This is a genomic window from Pengzhenrongella phosphoraccumulans (assembly GCF_045689905.1).
Classification (GTDB): domain Bacteria; phylum Actinomycetota; class Actinomycetes; order Actinomycetales; family Cellulomonadaceae; genus Pengzhenrongella; species Pengzhenrongella phosphoraccumulans.
Genome location: NZ_CP144210.1, coordinates 4,179,068 through 4,194,650 on the forward strand (window position 1 = coordinate 4,179,068; position 15,583 = coordinate 4,194,650).

Here is a 15,583-nt window from a genome sequence, read left to right on the forward strand (position 1 = left end):
ACGGGACAGGTGGACACGGTCGTGGTGCGCGAAGACCAGATAGCGGTGCTCGTCGTGGACGACCATCCCCTGTTCAGGGCGGGGATCTGTGACCGCATCCAGTCCGTCGACGACTCGATCGTCGTGGTGGGTGAGGCGGGCAGCGGGCACCAGGCCTGTGAGCAGATCGCTGTGCTGCGGCCTGCTGTCGTGCTGATGGACATCGCCATGCCGGGGATGAACGGGATCGAGGCGACCCGGGTCATCGCCCGGTCCTGGCCCGAGGTCGCCGTGATCATCTTGTCGGTCTACGACGACGACCAGTACGTGCAGGCGGCCCTGACCGCCGGAGCCTCCGGGTATCTGCTCAAGACCGTGGACGCCGCCGAGCTGCGGGAGTCGATCCGCCAGGTGGCGCGGGGTGGTTCGGTGCTGTCGCCGGCGGTCATGCGGTCGGTGCTGGGGCACCTGTCCGGGTCCTCGCCGCAGCCGGCGGGGCTGAGCGAACGCGAACGGCAGGTGCTGGAGCTCGTGGCGCAGGGTGCGGCCAACAAGGCCATCGCCAAGGAGCTCGGGCTCAGCACGCGCACGGTCGAGGCGCACATGCGCAACATCTTCGACAAGCTCGGGGTCACGTCGCGGACCGAGGCCGTGACCTCGGCGCTACGGATGCACTCGATCCGGTTGCCCGATGCCTCCTAGCGCAGGAACCTCGTGGGGGGACTGGCGCGCGCTCGCGCCGGTCGCGGTGCTGGGCCGGCTGCAGATCCCGGTGCGCGACGGCAGGTTCTGGGTGATCCAGGCCCTCGTGCTGGGCATCGTCACGACGCATCTGCTCTTGGAGCAGGACCCGGTCCTGGCTGCTGAGTCCCAGTTCTACCTGCTCTCGGTCTCGATCCTCCTGGCACCCGTGGTGTACGCCGGGATGAGGTTCGGCGTGCGTGGCGCCGTCCCGACGACGATCTGGGCGTTGTTGCTCTCGGCGCCGGAGATCTACGGGCACGAGTTCGAGACCCGCATGGGGATCCTCGTGCAGTTCGCGATCGTGTTCATGATCGCGTTCATCGTGGGACTGCGCGCGGACCGCGAGCGGGCGGCCGCCGAGGCGACCGAACGGGCCAACGCGCGGTTGTCCCGGATCAACGCGACCGCGTCGGCGGTGGCGCACTCCCTGGACCTGGGCCGGGTGCTGGACGAGACGCTGCGGGCGAAGCTCGACCGGACGACCCGGCAGGTGGCGTGGATCGAGCTGTTGCCCGGACCGTACTCACCCGGGGTGACGGTCATCGCCGCCAGCCAGGTCGTGGTGCCCCGCGAGCTGAACCCGGTGCAGCGTGAGCTCACCCAGGCGGCCTGCCTGCGCGGTCAGCTGCAGCGCGAGGCTGGTCGGGGGCGCTCTGCGCGCAGCGCTGCCGTCCCGCTCACGTCCGAAGGGGTCGTCGTCGGCGCGCTGGGAGTGACGTACCTGAACGAGGCGATCCCGTCCGACGAGTACCGGGTGCTCGAGGCGATCGGCACCCAGCTCGGGACGGCGCTGAGCAACATCCGTCACCATGCGAGCACCCGCGAGGGGCTCACCGCCCTCTCGATCGCCAACGAGGACCTGGAGATCTACATCGAGCTCGCGACCGAGGCGCAGGAGGAGGAGCGCAAGCGACTCTCGCGCGAGCTGCACGACGACACGATGCAGTCGCTCGTCCTCACTCTCGCGCAGATCGACATGGCCACCTCGGCGGACCTGCCCGACGTCGCGCGGGCTCGGCTCGCATCGGCGCAGGGGACTCTCACCCAGACCCTCGACAACGTGCGACGGTTCTGCCGCGACCTGCGACCTTCCCTGATCGACGACCTCGGCCTGGTCGATGCCGTCGACTGGCTCGTGACCGATCTCCGGTCGCGAGTGGGACTGACGGTCGATCTCGACGTGCGCGGTCCCCGCCGTCGTCTGAGCAGTCGCGACGAGCTCCTGGTCTTCCGCATCGTGCAGGAGGCCTTGCACAACGTGGAGCGCCACGCCGATGCGACTCATGCCCAGGTGACGTTCCAGTTCGATTCCGGCCTGCTCGTCGTCGAGGTGGTCGACGACGGTCGGGGCTCGGCCTCGATCGGTCGGCCCGAACCGAAGCTGCAGGACCGCGGGCTCGGGCTGCGGGGCATGCACGAGCGGGCCAAGCTGCTCCGGGGGAAGCTCGTCGTCGAGAGCCGGCCCGGGCGGGGTACCACCGTGCGGATCCGCATCCCGGCGGGTTCTGCCGTCTCTCGCGGCGCGGACTCCCTGAGCCACGTGCCTGACCGCTCCACGAATGGCGCCGACGCGGTCGGACCGGTCGTGCGCGCGCCGTAGCCTTCTGGGCCATGAGCACTCTCACCGACGTTGGCGCACGAGACTCCTGGCGATGCTGGCTGTGCGACGAACCGGTCGACCCCGACGCGTCGGTCAACTCAGACCGCGGCCCGAGCCTCGACGGCGGCGCGACACCGAAGGGCAAGAAGCCGGTCGCCGGCGCCGAGCGGTTGGCGCACCGGTCCTGCAACACCCGCAAGGGTGCGGTGAAACCCGTCGTGGCCTGGTCACCGACGCTGTTCGTCTTTGAGCCCGCCCCGATCGTGTCGACCGTCGAACGGCTGTCCCGCAAGGGTGGTCGGGAGATGGTGGCCCGCTGCCCCAGCCGGGCAGACGCCGATGCCGCCGCCGCCTGGCTGCTGGACCGGCTGTCGCGGTTCGCACCGGACCTCGCGGTCGAGACGCAGGTCGAGCCGGGTGGCGGTCAGTTCCTGCTCACGCTGCGCACGGTGTAGATCCCCGCGGGGTGTGCCGGTCGTCCACGGGCACGGCGGATGTCCACGGGCACGGCGGATGTCCAGGGGCACGGCGGACGACCTGGTGCTCAGCTCGCTGCGACGTAGCGGCGGGCCGCGTCGAGCTGGGTCGACGTCCCGAGGGCGATGAGGATCGTGTGCAGGTCCAGGCACGTGTCCGGCGGCGGGTTGGCGATGAACTGGCCGGTGGCGGACCTGACGCCCAGGAGCAGCACTCCGGTGACCGTGCTGAGCTCGGCGTGCTCCAGCGTCTTGCCGGCGAGAAGCGACATCGAGGTGACCTCGATCTCCTCGATTCGTGAGTCGAGGGTCTCGTCGTGCATGACGACGTCCAGGAACTCGCTGACGTGCGGCTGCAGGGCGAAGACCGCCATCCGTCGGCCACCGATGCGTTGCGGGTTGACCACGCGGTCGGCCCCCGCCCGGAGCAGCTTCGACTTCGACCCTTCGGTGCGGGCACGCGCAATGATCACCAGGTCCGGCCGCAGCGCGCGGCAGGAGAGCGTCACGTAGACGTTGTCGGCGTCGGTGTCGAGCGCCGTGATCAGCGCGTGGGCGCGCGCGATTCCGGCGGTCTCGAGGACGTGGTCGTCCGTGACGTCGCCGAGGACGGTCGGGTGCTTGACGTCCCGGAGGCGACCCGGGTCGCGGTCGACGACGACGATCGACTTGCCGATCGAGCTGAGGTACTCCGCGCTCGAGCTACCGACGCGCCCCCAGCCGCACACGATGATGTGGCCGGACATCTGGCTGATCTGGCGGTCCATCCGCCACCTCCCGAGCTGTTGGCGCAGGTGTCCTTCGATGAGTGCTTCGAGGACGACGCCAAAGGTGTACAGCGCGGTCCCGGCACCCAGCAGGATGAGCACGATGGTGAAGATCTGCCCGGTCGCCGACAGGGGCTCGACCTCACGGAAGCCGACCGTCGTGACCGTGGTGACTGTCTGATAGAACGCGTTCAGCGGGCCGAACCCGAGGACGACATACCCCACGGTGCCCACGATCAGGACCAGCGCGAACGCCAGGAGCGCTCGTCCGATTCGTCGCAGTGGACCCACGGCCGCAATTATCCACTTCGCGCGCAGTTCGCGCTTGCATTGGCGCGGATCTGACCCGTTCGCGGATCGCGGCATCGGTTCGTGCGTCCGGCTCGGAGCTGTCCCGATCTATTCGCCCCTGCAATGCGCCCCGCAAAAGGGACGTCTGCGCGGGCCGTGCGTGCCAGGATGGCAGTACTGGTCGCCGTCTCCTCATCGAAACAGCTGCACCCTAGGAACTCGCGGGGGCTTTCGGGAGAAGTGGTTGCGCGTTGATCAGAAGGTGGGCCGAGTCTTGCTCGTCATGGGTTACGAGATCACGGAACTCCAGCGCATGAACCTGGCGGCGCAGGCGCGCCGGATTCGCCTTGATTGTCCCGGTCCCAAAGCTGAGTGCACGTGTGAGGTGCGGGGCTATCCGTACGCATTCTGGCCCGACACCATCCGGGCGCTCATGCACGACGGGGCCCGCGACGAGGCGCTCACGCTCACCCTGGAGTGTGTGGCCGCCGCGGAGCGCGACGAGCCGTTCTGGGGCGGCTTCCCGGCGCCGTGGTACACGGAAGCCGCGGCGATGATGTACCGCCAGCGCGAGGACTACGCGGCCGAGGTCGCTCTGCTCGCTCGTTTCGACCGGGCGGCATCACCGGCGCACCGCGGACACTTCGGCGTGCGCATCGCGACCGCCCGGGCCCTGTGTGCCCAGGATCACACCCAGGACCAAGATCCCGCGTGATGCGTTGGTGCACCGGTTGACGACCTTTTGGCCGTGAATCAGGGTGAATTGAGTCCCGACTGCACAAGTGTGCGGGCAATTTGCTCTTTGGTGCACGGAGCGAAATCATCAAACCGCCACTCGATTGATGTCCCGACGATGATGTGGGGGCCAGGGAGCGGACGGGACATTTCGGGCGCCGATGCGCGAGATGAGCACGACCACGTCATAGAAATGAGGTAGACCGTGACTATTGGCGATGCATTTGTGTCGGAACTTCTCGGCAGCGCCATCTTGATCTTGCTCGGTGCTGGAGTCGTTGCGACAGCAATCTTGCCGAAGAGCAAGGGCTTCAACGGTGGCTGGCTGATGATCAACTTCGGGTGGGGGTTCGCGGTCTTCGCCGGTGTGTATACGGCGTACAAGTCCGGTGGTCACCTGAACCCTGCCGTGACTCTCGGGCTCTACGTCGCCGGTCTCGACTTCGCACCGGGGATCGACCCGACGGTCTCGAACATGTTCATCTACTTCGCCGCGCAGCTCATCGGTGCCTTCATCGGTGCCGTGCTGGCCTACTGCGCCTTCAAGAAGCACTTCGACGAGAAGTCCGATCCGGCCACCAAGCTCGGTGTGTTCGCGACCGGCCCGGCGATCCGCTCCTACGGTTGGAACTTCGTCACTGAGCTTCTCGGCACCTTCGTGCTGGTCTTCTGGGTGATCGCCAGCGGCAAGACGCCGACGCAGCTCGGCCCGCTAGCCGTCGCGCTGATCATCGTCGGCATCGGTGCGAGCCTCGGTGGCCCCACCGGGTACGCGATCAACCCCACGCGTGACCTCGGTCCCCGCCTCGCGCACTTCGTGCTGCCGATCAAGGACAAGGGCTCGAGCGACTGGGCCTACAGCTGGGTCCCGATCGCCGGTCCGCTCGTCGGCGGCGTGCTCGCGGGCCTGCTCGGCGCCTGGTACGTGGTCTGAACAGTTCGACAGCCCCACCTCGGGCGGGATCCATCTGCGCCATCGTGCGCAGGGGTCCCGCCCGCGTCGTTCCGCCGCACGGCGGCTGCGTCACCGACCCGGGGCACCGGTCGCTCGCACGTGTTCCACGGACCGGGTGACGAGCTCTGCCAGCACGGCCGGGTCGACGTCGGCCAGGCGCTTGAGGTAGAGGCACGAGCCCCTCGTGGTGTGCGGGCCGAGTCGTGCGAGCACCTCGGCATGGTCGTCGCACCCGTCGGACAGGTAGATCGTGGTGCTGGCCTTGCGCGGCGAGAAGCCGATGAGCATCCAGTCGAGCTCCCGGCCGCTGTCATAGCGCAGGTGCTGCTGTCCGAAGCCGATGATCGAGGTTCCCCACATCACGCCCGGCTCCCCGGTGGCCCGCGTCATCAGGTCGACGACCGCACGGGCGTCGGCTCGTCGGGTGTCGTCGGCGATCGACGCGAGGAACTCCTCCGGGTCTTGCCCCGTCGGCTGGGTCTTGAGCTCGGCCATCGTCGGTCTCCCTCATTCGGGTCCTGGCGACCATGATGACGTACCCGGGGCGGCCGGCAGGGTCCGCGACAATGGTGCGCGTGTCCCTCCTGATGCTCGCCGACGACCCCACGCGGGTGGACGGCGTCCTCGTGCAGGAGGTGGACGACGCCGGCGAGGTGGGGTCGACGACCGCTGTGACGACGGGCGGTCTTGCCGCTGTGGTGGCCGCGCGGGAACTGGCGCACCCGCGATGGGTGTGGGACGACACCGCCCGCTGGTACCGGCCGCTGCTGGCCGCCGGGGTGCGCGTCGATCGGTGCCACGACCTGCGTCTGTGCCACACGATCCTGCGCCACAGCGCCTCGTGCGACGGTTCCGACCTTGCGCTTGTGCCCGGCGGGCCGTGGGACGAGCCGCGCCCGGGCGTGCCGGCCCTGGTGGCGCTGACCCTTTTCGACGATCGACCGGAGGAGTCGCCAACCGGGGAGACACCGCTCGACGTCGCGGCCGAGCTCGGACGACAGCTCGCCGCGGTCCGGGGTTCACGTTCCCCTGGCCGACTGCGCCTCTTGCTGGCAGCCGAGTCGACCGGTGCGCTGATCGCCGCGGAGATGGAGCACGACGGGATGCCGTGGACCGTGTCGGTCCATGACGCCTACCTCACGCGCGTCCTCGGTGCTCGACCGCACGGAGGCGGTCGGCCACCGCGCCTCGAGGCGCTTGCGGGCGAGATCCGCACCGCGCTCGGGCACCCGTCGGTCAACGTGGACTCGCCGCCCGAGCTGCTGCGCGCGCTGCGGTCCGCCGGTCTCGACGTAGCGTCCACGCGCAAGGGGGAGCTGCGCGCCCTCGACCACCCCGTGGTGGCTCCGCTGCTGGAGTACAAGAAGCTCGCGCGCCTGCTGAGTGCCAACGGCTGGTCCTGGATGCAGTCCTGGGTGAGCGAGGGCCGGTTTCGCCCTCAGTACGTCCCGGGCGGCGTCGTGACCGGTCGGTGGGCCACGAGCGGGGGAGGTGCGCTGCAGCTGCCTGCGAGCGTGCGCGCAGCCGTCCGGGCCGATCCCGGCTGGCGCCTCGTCGTGGCCGACGCCGCGCAGCTCGAGCCCCGGATCCTCGCGGCGATGTCCGGGGACGGGGCCATGGCTGCCGCCGGTCGCCAGGCCGACCTGTACCAGGGCGTCGTCGACGCCGGGATCGTGGCAACCCGGGTCGAGGCGAAGTACGCGATGCTCGGCGCGATCTATGGCGCCACCACCGGCCCGAGCGCCGTCCTGATGCCGCGGCTGAGCCGGGCCTATCCGCGCGCGGTCGAGCTGGTGGAGAACGCTGCCCGGGCGGGAGAGCGTGGCGAGGTCGTGTCCACCTGGTTGGGCCGGTCCTCGCCTCTTCCGGGTGCCGACTGGCAGGAGGCCGTGGAGCGGGCCGCAGGGGAGGAGGCCCGCCCGGACGACGTGCGCGCAGCACGAGGACGCCGCCGGGACTGGGGCCGGTTCACCCGCAACTTCGTCGTTCAGGGCACCGCCGCCGAGTGGGCGCTGTGCTGGATGGCCGCGCTGCGTCGCCGCTTGCTGGCCATCGACGGCCGGCCCCACCTGGTGTTCTTCCTGCACGACGAGGTGATGGTGCACGCGCCCGCACCGGTCGCCGCCGAGGTGGCGGTGGCGGTCCGTGACGCCGCCGTCGAGGCGGGGCGGCTTCTCTTCGGCGAGACCCTCGTTGATTTCGCGCTCGACGTGTCCGTCGTCGATTCCTACGACCAGGCTTCCTGACCGATCTCGCTCTCTCGCTCAGCCCCCCGATAGCCTTCCTGCATGGACCAGGGCACAGACACGAACGCGGCTATATGGAAATCGGCAGAAACCATCCGGGACCGCGAGCAGAAATCGGCGGAGCGCACGCGCAAGAATGCGCCGCAGTGGCGGCTGATGGGTGAGCTCCTGCCGTTCGACGCGAACGAGGCCTTCACCTTCTTGGATCTCGGAGCCGGGACCGGCCCCGCGACCCGGGAGCTCCTGGACCTGTATCCGCGAAGCCACGCGATCCTCACCGACTTCTCCGCGCCGATGATGGCCATCGGCGAGACGGTGCTCGCGCCGTTCGCCGGTCGCTTCGAGTACCTCGAGTTCGACATGTCCACGAACAGCTGGCCCGCCGCGATCCCGGCCTCGGTCGACGTGGTCGTGACCTCGATGTGCGTTCATCACCTGCCCGATCTCCGCAAGCGGGCCCTGTTCGCGGAGATCTTCGACCACCTGGTCCCCGGTGGCTGGTACCTCAACTACGACTCGGTGAGTCCCGCGGGTCCCGTCGTCCGGGATGCGTGGGACCGGGTGAGTGATCTCGATCCCGAGTCGGCACGGCGGCGACTCCACGGCACCACCCAGGAGCGGGCCCGGCGCGCGAATCACGTGCGCTACCTGAGCCCGCTCCCGCGACAGCTGGACTACCTGCACGTCGCGGGCTTCGAGGGGGTCGACGTCTACTGGAAGCGTCTGGACGACGTGATCTACGGGGGTCGCCGTCCGGCCTGATCAGCCCACCCGATTGCCGCGCTGGTGATCTCACCCGTCCTGGGGGAGGTGGGGCCGATTCGCGCTGCGATGCACTGGTGTCGTCCTGGCGATCGGCGCCAGTGGGTGCGCGGGGAGGATTCGCGATGGCTGATACAGGCAGGCACGCCAGCGGGACCGTTCAGAACACGTCATGGCAGACGGATCCCGGTCCGACGGGGTGGGTGGGTTGGATCGCGTTCGCGGCGACGATGATGTTGCTGCTCGGGTCGTTCCATGTGATCCAGGGCCTCATCGCCCTCTTCGACGACAAGTACTTCGTCGTCGGCCAGAACGGCCTGGTCGTGCACGTGGACTACACGACCTGGGGCTGGGCTCACGTGATCCTCGGCGCGCTGATCGTGGCGACCGCGATCGGCCTCATGGTCGGACAGATGTGGGCCCGCGTCGTGGGTGTCCTGCTCATGTTCGTCAGCGCCATCGTGAACATCACGTTCCTGGCGGCCTACCCGGCGTGGTCGACGATCATGATCGCCGTCGACGTCCTGGTGATCTGGGCCGTGATGGTGCACGGCCGGGAGATGAAGCCCGTCGAGAGCTGACGCGCCGGATGCCGAGCCCCAGCCCGACCGTGGGCGAGCGGCCGACCTGCAGCACCCGGGTCGTCGTCCTCATCGTGCCTTCCCACAAGCGGAGGGATCGAGATCGACCAGTCGAGTCGGCCCGGCCGTCGGCGAACACGGCTTCGCGGTGCACTACCGTGCAGTGCTTCCTGAGGAGGAACTGCCGATGTGGACCTTCAGTGTCCTTGCTGTCGCATTGCTGGTCGCAGCGGGCCTGCTCCTAGGGTTGGGCCACTCCAAGCGCTCGCGCCCCGTGCAGGCGGCCTCGATCGTCGCCCTGGCGATCGCACTCGGGTTCGGGGGCGCTTTCATGTTCGGCGTCGTCTGATGGCCTCGGGCGCCGAAGTCTCCTTCCACGCGCCACGCGACCGAAGGAGAGCATCATGACTTGCCCGGTACGGGTTCCCCCGAAGCCGGTGGGCTCGTGGTGCTGACCGCCTTGATCTCCTCGCCGTTGCTCGCCATCCTGGTCGTCCTCGCTCTCGGCACCCTGCTCGGCGCGGTGCCCTTCGGCCCGATTCGCTTCGGTGCCGCGGGGGCCTTGTTCGTCGGGCTCGCCGTCGGAGCGCTCGACCCTCGTCTGGGCGAGGGTCTCGGTCTGGTCCAGAGCCTCGGCCTCGCCCTGTTCGTCTACACCGTGGGCCTGGCCGCCGGTCGGGAGTTCTTCCGCGACCTGCGCCGGCAGCTGTCGCTGATGGGGGGCGCCGTCGTGATCCTTGTCGTGGCGGCCCTCGCGACCGTGGCCGTCGGCCGGCTGCTCGGGATCTCCTCGGCCATGGGGGCAGGCATCTTCTCCGGCGCGCTGACCAGCACTCCGGCGCTCGCGGCTGCGACTGCCGGAGCTGGGGGGAGCCAGGAGCCAGCTGTCGGCTACGCGTTGGCGTATCCGGTCGGCGTGACCGTGACGATCCTCGTCGTCGCCTGGACAGCCGGTCGGACCTGGCGCGCACGGCGCGACCCGGATGGTGGGGACCAGGCGCTAGTGAACATCAGCGTCGAGGTCGAGCACCCCGGCCTGCTCCGGGACGTGCCTCAGTTCCGCGACGCGTCGGTGCGGTTCTCGTACCTGGCCCGCGACGGGCGAACACGGGTCGCGCTCGCTGGCGAGGAGCTGAGGATCGGTGACCGGGTCGTCGTCGTCGGGCCGCGAGACCCGGTGCAGCTGGCCACCGAGCACCTCGGGCACCAGGTGGATCGGCACATCGCGGACGACCGCAGCGACGTCGACTACCGACGCTTCATCGTCTCCGACCCCCACATCGCGGGTCGGACCGTCGGTGAGCTCGACATCCCCGGGCGCTTCGGTGGCATCGTCACTCGGGTCCGCCGCGGCGACGTGGACCGGCTGGCGTCCGACGACTTCGTGCTCGAGCTGGGCGACCGGGTCCGCGTGATCGTCCCGCGCGGCGAGATGCCGGAGGTCTCGGCTCTGTTCGGTGACTCCGAGCGCAAGGTCAGCGAGGTCGACGCGCTCTCGCTCGGCGTCGGGATGGTGCTGGGCCTGCTGCTCGGGCTCATCGCGGTGCCGCTGCCGGGAGGGATCCGGTTCGCGCTCGGCGCGGCGGCGGGGCCGCTCGTCGTCGGGATGGTCCTCGGCCGGCTGGAGCGGACCGGGCCGCTCGTCTGGGTGCTGCCCCAGCCTGCGAACCTCACCATCCGGCAGCTCGGCCTCCTGCTCTTCCTCGCCGCGACAGGACTGGCGTCCGGACAGGCGTTCGCCGCGCAGGCCTTCACCCCGCTCGGCCTGCGGGTCGGCCTCACAGCCGCGGTCGTCGTCGCCGTGGGGGCGATCCTGTTCGTGGCGCTCGCCCGACTGGTCGGCCTGAGCTCCGCGCGCGCTGCCGGTGGTCTGGCGGGTTTCGTCGGCCAGCCGGCGATCCTTGCCTTCGCGAACACCAGGATCCTCGACGCGCGGGTCGACGCCGGCTACGCGGCGGTCTTCGCCTTGGCGATCATCGTCAAGATCCTGCTGGCGCAGGTCATCGTCGTCCTGTGACGCTTCTCGGTATTCGTGCCCGTGCCGAGGCCGCTCGTCAGGTCAGCGAGAACGGCGGGTAGCGATCCGTCACCAGCAGGGTCGCGTAGGCCTGCACGCGCAGCCACCATCGGCCGACGCCGACGACGTAGTCGAACAGAGCGCGGGGATAGCGCCCCGTGAACAGGATCGCGAACCACGCGAAGATCACGCCGAAGAAGGCCCCGACGGTCAGCAGCCCGACCACGATCACGTGCGGGATCACGAGCAGCCACTTCACCAGCGGCATCCACCGGCTCAGGTCGTGCTCGACATCGGGGTAGTCGAGCTGCAGGTGGACGAGCTGCTCCTCGACCGTGGAGGGGTACTCGTCGGTGAGCAGGACGAGGAAGGCCCAGATGCGGGTCGAGAACCGGGCCAGCTCCAGGGCGAAGTCGAACCACCACCGCGGGTATCGCTGCCGGAAGACGATCATGAGCAGGGTCGCGACGAACAGCCCGGTCACGATGCCGCCGCTCGTGGTGCGCACCACCTCACCGGTCGACTCGTAGGCGGTTCGGGTGACACCGGAGGTGAGCACCGAGTACACGATCCCGATCGGAATGACCAGGAACACCCGCAGGAACGTCGTCGCTCGGTCGTGTCGCTCCGTGTAGTCGATGTCGAGGCGTGCCGGGTAGGTCAACGCCGCTGGTTGCGTGGTCACGGTCCCTCCAGGGGTGAGTCGTTCCACCTCCGACCGTGTCGGACCGGCGAAGCACGGGACTAGGGTCGTTCGTCCCTAGCGTCGTCCCGATCCGCGATGCTTCGGCACGGGCGAGACGCCCGGCGGCGAATCAGCGCGAGATCTGCTGCAGCGCCCAGGAGTTGCCGTCGGGATCGCTGAAGTACGCGTACCGAACGCCACCCATGTCCTGCACGTCCGAGACGACGACCCCCTGGGCGAGCAGCGTGCGGCGAGCGAGCTCGACGTCGTCCACCACGAGATGGAGATTCTGGACGGGGGCGGCGCTGGGATCGCTGATGCCCACACCGACGACGACGGAGCAGGCCGACCCGGGTGGAGTCAGCTGCACCACGCGCATGCCGTTGCCCGGCTGCACGTCGTGGTCGAGGTGGAAACCCACCTGGTCGACGTAGAAGGCCTTGCTTCGGTCCACGTCTGTCGATGGCAACGGGACGAGCTCAAGTCGCATGTCCACAGCGCACTCCTTCTTCTCAAGCTGCTCGTAGGTGGTGGCGTGACCGATGGCGGCACGGTGCATCGCCTCGTGAGTATCCAGCCTGCGCAGCGGCAGCGTCCAGCGATGCGGGACGTGACCGGGCCAGCCGCATACCCTGAGTGAGGGCGGAGGTGATCCCTTGGACGACCGGGTCGGGCGCAGGACGGATGGTGCCGGGCTGCGCTGGATGGCGCTGCTCGCCTTCGGCGCGAGCTTCGGCTTCGTCGAAGCGGCGGTGGTGTCCTACCTGCGCCGGATCCTCGACTACCAGTCGGGCTACCAGGTGGGCGACCGGAAGGTCTACGTCGACCTGGGGTTCATTGCGTTCGTCCAGCCGGTCCGTTCGGTGCTCTCCGACCCCGCTCTCACCCAGGTCGAGGTTGCGCGGGAGGCAGCCACGATCGTCATGCTCGCGGCGGTCGCCGTGCTGGCGGGGGAGACGGTGCGGCGTCGGCTGGCGGCGTTCTTCGTCGCTTTCACGGTGTGGGACCTGACCTACTACGTCTTTCTGCGGGTGCTTGACGGGTGGCCGACGAGCCTGCTGGACCTCGACGTGTTCTTCCTCATCCCCGTGCCGTGGGTCGGACCCGTCGCGACCGCCGTGGTCGCCTCGGGGGTCGTGCTGGTCGTGTCGTCGTGGGTGTACCTGGGTGGTTCTGGTCGGCGCGCGCCCGACCCGTGACGGCCCCGCCGGACCCCCGGCTCAGGTCGGCTCGATCACGTCCAAGCGGGGCGTGCCCGGGCCCAGGGACAGCAGCGTGGACCGCAGTCGCCTCGGCAGGCCGGCCACCACGTTGTCGTAGGAGTCCTCGATCAGCTCGCCGGCCAGGGACAGGTCGGCGTCCGGACCGAGCTCGACGGTGATCCAGTGCACCTTGTTCATGTGGAACCCGGGCTGGACGAACGCATGGTTCGCGATGAGTCGGGGCACCTCGTCGGGCTCGGCCTTGAGGTTGACGATCATGTGGTCGCTCACCCGCGGGTTGCGCCAGAGCAGGGCGAACATCTTGCGGTGGATCCGGAAGACGTCGCTGTCCGGACCCCAGGGCCAGTCGACGGTCACCGCGGGCAGGGCGAGGCACGCCTGGCGGCACCAGCGGGCGAAGCCGTCCGGTGTCAGGAGTTGGTCAGCCATATCGCCCACCGTAACGGGGCCCGCGAGGTCCGCTGGCGTCGAGGTCGGCGCTAGATCCCCAGATTGGCGCCCATGACGACGGTTCGCTCGGGGGCAGGTGGAAGACCTCGGTGCGGTTGGCGGCGTTGTGCGCCATCCAGACGAAGAGCCGCTCCCGCCACGACTTCATGTGCGGCGTGCCGGTTGCGTGCAGGGTCAGCACCGACAGGAAGTAGTGCGCGTCCTCGACGTCGAGCTCGAGCTCCGGCGAGCTGTCGATCGCCAGCGCGAGGCCTCGGGGGATGTCCTGACTGTCGTTGAACCCGACGTGCACGCAGACGTGCACGATGCCGTCGTCGCCGTGACCGAGGTCATCGACGCTGACGCGGTCGACGTGATGGATGTGCGGCACGTTCTCATTGACGATCTGCAGGATGACCACGTGCTCGTGCAGCACACGGTTGAAGTCGACGTGGGAACGCAGGGCCAGTGGAGTCGTGGTTCGGTTGGGGTGCGGGAACACGGCCAGGCCCGGGACCCGTGGCACGTGCTCGGCGCGGATCATCTCGACGAAGTCGTCCAGGGGGCCCTCGAGCTCGGCCCGACGTCGGGCGACGATCTCGGCGCCCGTCCGCCAGGTCGTCATGAGGGTCACGACGACGGCCGCGATGAGCAGCGGCAACCAGCCGCCGCTGATGATCTTCGTGACATTCGCGGCGAAGAACGTGACCTCGAGGGTCCCGATCACGACGCCGTACGCGACGATCTTCCACATCGCCCAGTGCCACACCATCCGCGCGAGGAGCAGGTACAGCAGGCTCGTCAGGATCAGGGTCCCCGTCACGGCAAGCCCATAGGCAGTGGCAAGTCGGCTCGAGCTCTTGAACACGCCGATCAGGAGGATGACGCCGAAGAAGAGGATCCAGTTGACGACCGGGAGGTAGATCTGGCCGCCCTCCTCCTTTGAGGTCTGCTTGACCGACAGTCGGGGGAACAGGCCGAGCCGGACCGCCTGCCGGGTGACGGAGTAGGCCCCGGAGATCACCGCCTGGGAGGCGATGACCGTCGCCAGCGTGGCGAGGATCACCAGCGGCAGGGTGGCCCAGGAGGGGGCCAGGTTGAAGAAGGGATTGTCGATGGTCGTGGGGTCGTCCAGGATCATCGCGCCCTGGCCGAAGTAGTTCAGCGCGAGCGCCGGGAACACGATCGCGTACCAGGCCTTCTGGATCGCCGGTGCGCCGAAATGGCCCATGTCGGCGTAGAGAGCCTCGGCACCGGTGATCGTCAGCACGACGGCGCCCATGGCGATGAAGGCGGTGAAGGGGTGCTCGACGACGAAGGCCAGCGCGTAGGTCGGCGAGAGCGCGCCGAGGATCGCCGGGTTCCGGGCGATGTGGGGAACCCCCAGGACCGCCAGCACGACGAACCACACGATCATGACGGGCCCGAAGGCCCGGCCGATCGCCTCGGTGCCCCACCTCTGCACGACGAACAAGACGGTCAGGATCACGACCGAGATCGGCAGCACGACCTGATCGAGGGACGGGTTGACCACCGCGAGTCCCTCGATCGCCGACATCACCGAGATTGCCGGGGTGATGACGCTGTCGCCATAGAAGAGCGCGGCGCCGAACATCCCCAGCATCATGACGATCGCCAGCCGCCGGCGATCGGCCAGCTTCGCGCGCAGCAGCGCTACCAGCGCCAGGATCCCGCCTTCGCCGTCGTTGTCCGCGCGCATGATCAGCACGACGTACTTGATCGACACCACGATCGTGATCGACCAGATCACCATCGAGATGATGCCGAACACGTCCACGGGCGTCGGCTTGACGGTGTTGTGATCGATGCTGAACACGGTCTGCAGGGCGTACAGCGGGCTCGTGCCGATGTCCCCGAAGACGACGCCGACCGCGCCCAGTGCGAGGGCGAAACCGGAGCCGTGGCGGGCGACCGACGTCTCCTGCCGACCTGGCTGTGCCGGTAGGTCGGGTGCGGAGTCGGCCCCGGCGGGCGGGTCGGGCGGGGTGGTCGGGCGCGAGGTTTCGTCGGTACTCACCCGGCATAGTGCCACGCGAACCCCGCCCCCGGCGACGGTCGCCGTCGGCCCTCGA

At 69.1% G+C, this 15,583-nt stretch carries 17 protein-coding genes; 11 read left to right on the forward strand and 6 right to left on the reverse strand.

Annotation, left to right across the window (positions count from 1 at the left end):
• Window positions 1-9: 9 nt before the first annotated feature.
• The 3 genes from VTA80_RS19295 to VTA80_RS19305 are packed head-to-tail and all read left to right on the forward strand — an operon-like array spanning window position 10 to window position 2,778.
• The gene (locus VTA80_RS19295; protein WP_407342692.1) at window positions 10-681 is read left to right on the forward strand and encodes a response regulator; all 672 of its coding nucleotides are present in this window, start codon (window positions 10-12) and stop codon (window positions 679-681) included.
• Window positions 671-2,323, forward strand: coding sequence for a sensor histidine kinase (locus VTA80_RS19300; RefSeq protein WP_407342693.1), 1,653 nt, complete (start codon window positions 671-673; stop codon window positions 2,321-2,323). Before VTA80_RS19295 ends, VTA80_RS19300 begins: the two co-directional genes overlap by 11 nt.
• Before the next feature lie 11 nt (window positions 2,324-2,334).
• Entirely contained in the window at window positions 2,335-2,778 is a 444-nt protein-coding gene (locus VTA80_RS19305) for a hypothetical protein (protein ID WP_407342694.1), read from the forward strand.
• A gap of 89 nt (window positions 2,779-2,867) precedes the next feature.
• Here VTA80_RS19305 and VTA80_RS19310 read toward each other — a convergent pair whose 3' ends face one another.
• Window positions 2,868-3,857, reverse strand: a complete 990-nt coding sequence (locus tag VTA80_RS19310) for a potassium channel family protein (protein ID WP_407342695.1) — start codon at window positions 3,855-3,857, stop codon at window positions 2,868-2,870.
• Window positions 3,858-4,140: 283 nt separating this feature from the next.
• Here VTA80_RS19310 and VTA80_RS19315 point away from each other — a divergent pair, with 283 nt between their 5' ends.
• A complete protein-coding gene (locus tag VTA80_RS19315) occupies window positions 4,141-4,572 on the forward strand; it encodes a hypothetical protein (protein WP_407342696.1) in 432 nt (143 codons plus the stop codon).
• 231 nt (window positions 4,573-4,803) lie between these two features.
• Window positions 4,804-5,526 (forward strand): MIP/aquaporin family protein, encoded by a 723-nt coding sequence (locus tag VTA80_RS19320; protein ID WP_407345819.1) that lies wholly within the window; start codon window positions 4,804-4,806, stop codon window positions 5,524-5,526.
• 90 nt (window positions 5,527-5,616) lie between these two features.
• On the opposite strand, the gene VTA80_RS19325 is transcribed toward VTA80_RS19320, so the two are convergent.
• Window positions 5,617-6,042 (reverse strand): DUF1801 domain-containing protein, encoded by a 426-nt coding sequence (locus VTA80_RS19325; protein ID WP_407342697.1) that lies wholly within the window; start codon window positions 6,040-6,042, stop codon window positions 5,617-5,619.
• 71 nt (window positions 6,043-6,113) lie between these two features.
• Between VTA80_RS19325 and VTA80_RS19330 the strand changes: the two genes are divergently transcribed.
• From VTA80_RS19330 to VTA80_RS19350, 5 genes are all read left to right on the forward strand, one after another.
• Window positions 6,114-7,793: a bifunctional 3'-5' exonuclease/DNA polymerase gene (locus VTA80_RS19330; RefSeq protein WP_407342698.1), complete on the forward strand. Its 1,680-nt coding sequence runs from the start codon at window positions 6,114-6,116 to the stop codon at window positions 7,791-7,793.
• Between the two features lie 42 nt (window positions 7,794-7,835).
• The gene (locus VTA80_RS19335) at window positions 7,836-8,555 is read left to right on the forward strand and encodes a class I SAM-dependent methyltransferase (RefSeq protein ID WP_407342699.1); all 720 of its coding nucleotides are present in this window, start codon (window positions 7,836-7,838) and stop codon (window positions 8,553-8,555) included.
• 125 nt (window positions 8,556-8,680) lie between these two features.
• Window positions 8,681-9,136 (forward strand): hypothetical protein, encoded by a 456-nt coding sequence (locus VTA80_RS19340; RefSeq protein ID WP_407342700.1) that lies wholly within the window; start codon window positions 8,681-8,683, stop codon window positions 9,134-9,136.
• Between the two features lie 187 nt (window positions 9,137-9,323).
• Complete coding sequence (locus tag VTA80_RS19345; RefSeq protein WP_407342701.1) at window positions 9,324-9,485, forward strand: hypothetical protein; 162 nt, start codon at window positions 9,324-9,326, stop codon at window positions 9,483-9,485.
• Window positions 9,486-9,545: 60 nt separating this feature from the next.
• Window positions 9,546-11,153, forward strand: a complete 1,608-nt coding sequence (locus tag VTA80_RS19350) for an aspartate:alanine exchanger family transporter (RefSeq protein WP_407342702.1) — start codon at window positions 9,546-9,548, stop codon at window positions 11,151-11,153.
• A gap of 37 nt (window positions 11,154-11,190) precedes the next feature.
• Here VTA80_RS19350 and VTA80_RS19355 read toward each other — a convergent pair whose 3' ends face one another.
• A complete protein-coding gene (locus VTA80_RS19355; protein WP_407342703.1) occupies window positions 11,191-11,838 on the reverse strand; it encodes a DUF4389 domain-containing protein in 648 nt (215 codons plus the stop codon).
• Window positions 11,839-11,968: 130 nt separating this feature from the next.
• Window positions 11,969-12,334 (reverse strand): VOC family protein, encoded by a 366-nt coding sequence (locus tag VTA80_RS19360; protein ID WP_407345820.1) that lies wholly within the window; start codon window positions 12,332-12,334, stop codon window positions 11,969-11,971.
• Between the two features lie 160 nt (window positions 12,335-12,494).
• On the opposite strand from VTA80_RS19360, the gene VTA80_RS19365 reads away from it, so the two are divergent.
• Complete coding sequence (locus VTA80_RS19365; RefSeq protein ID WP_407342704.1) at window positions 12,495-13,037, forward strand: hypothetical protein; 543 nt, start codon at window positions 12,495-12,497, stop codon at window positions 13,035-13,037.
• 21 nt (window positions 13,038-13,058) lie between these two features.
• Here the strand turns inward: VTA80_RS19365 and VTA80_RS19370 are convergent, their stop codons facing one another.
• Window positions 13,059-13,490 (reverse strand): MmcQ/YjbR family DNA-binding protein, encoded by a 432-nt coding sequence (locus tag VTA80_RS19370; protein ID WP_407342705.1) that lies wholly within the window; start codon window positions 13,488-13,490, stop codon window positions 13,059-13,061.
• Window positions 13,483-15,528 (reverse strand): potassium transporter Kup, encoded by a 2,046-nt coding sequence (locus tag VTA80_RS19375; protein ID WP_407342706.1) that lies wholly within the window; start codon window positions 15,526-15,528, stop codon window positions 13,483-13,485. The genes VTA80_RS19370 and VTA80_RS19375 overlap by 8 nt, the downstream gene beginning before the upstream one ends.
• Window positions 15,529-15,583: the final 55 nt, after the last annotated feature.